At 66.7% G+C, this 1,266-nt stretch carries 1 protein-coding gene; it reads right to left on the bottom strand.

All coding sequences use genetic code 11. From position 1 onward, the window contains the following. Nucleotides 1-32 precede the first annotated feature (32 nt). A protein-coding gene (locus tag G7043_RS47445) for an IS3 family transposase (RefSeq protein ID WP_166056396.1) occupies nt 33-1,198 on the bottom strand; the annotation gives its coding sequence in 2 pieces (ribosomal slippage) (nt 33-911 and nt 914-1,198; 1,164 coding nt in all). Nucleotides 1,199-1,266 lie beyond the last annotated feature (68 nt).

The raw sequence follows: 1,266 nt of genomic DNA, 5'->3' as shown, positions 1-1,266 counted from the left end.
GGGTCTGCTGCACCGTTAGGTGACAGTGGTAGTCACGCAGCCTGGCTGGCTGGCGTGGACATGATTACTTCGTATTCGATAGGGGTCAACCGGCCGAGAGCAACCTGGCGCCTGCGACGGTGGTAGGTGCGCTCGATCCAGGTGACGATCGCGATCCGCAGTTCCTCGCGAGTGGTCCAGGTACGCCGGTCGAGAACATTGTTCTGCAGCAACGCGAAGAAGCTCTCCATGGCCGCGTTGTCGCCCGCCGCGCCGACCCGGCCCATCGACCCGGACAGGCCGTGACGAGTGAGCGCACGGACGAACTTCCTGGAACGAAATTGCGATCCACGGTCGGTGTGCACTACACAGCCGGCGACGTCACCGCGGCCGGCGAGGGCGTTGGTGAGCGCGGTGACGGCGAGGCGGGACTTCATCCGGGAGGCGATGGAGTAGCCGACGATCCGCTTGGAGCAGACGTCCTTGACCGCGCACAGGTACAGTTTTCCTTCTGTGGTGCGGTGTTCGGTGATATCGGCCAGCCACAGCCGGTTCGGTGCTGTGGCGGTGAAGTCGCGGCGGACAAGGTCGTCGTGCACCGGCGGGCCGGCCTTCTTGCCGTTGCGGCCGCGTTTCTTGCCGAACACGCTCCACCAGCCCATCGACGAGCAGATCCGCCACGCCGTCCGATCCGCCATCGACAGACCGGCGTCGCGGGCCTCGTCGGCCAGGAACCGGTAGCCGAACTCCGGATCATCGCGGTGCGCGTCGAATAACGCGTTCGCCCGCTGAGCCCGCCCGAGCTCGGTGACGGTGACCGGGCGGGCACGCCACCGGTAGTACGGCTGGCGAGCGATCCCGAGTACCCGGCACGTCACCGCGACGGGGACACCGTCGGCGGCGAGCTCGTTCACGAGCGGGTAGAGCCTTTTCCCGGCAGGTTCGCCTGCGACAGATACGCGGTCGCGCGGCGCAGGACCTCGTTCTCCTGCTCCAGCAGCTTGATCCGCTTGCGGGCCTCGCGCAGCTCGGCCGACTCGGCCCGGCTCGCACCGGGCTTGGCGCCTTCCTCGATCTCGGCCTGGCGCAGCCACTTGAACAACGTCATCGGGTGAACCCCGAAGTCCTTCGCGATCTGCTCGACCGTCACACCGGGCTCACGATCACGAGCGACCCGCACGACATCGTCGCGAAACTCCTGGGGGTAGGGCTTGGGCACAGCGACATCCTCCCAGCTCACCATCACGGCAAGCCAACTCAGATGTCACCTAACGGTGCAGCAGACCC

It is taken from the genome of Lentzea alba (assembly GCF_011067745.1).
Classification (GTDB): domain Bacteria; phylum Actinomycetota; class Actinomycetes; order Mycobacteriales; family Pseudonocardiaceae; genus Lentzea; species Lentzea alba.
This window is presented reverse-complemented; position numbering and strand designations above follow the sequence as displayed.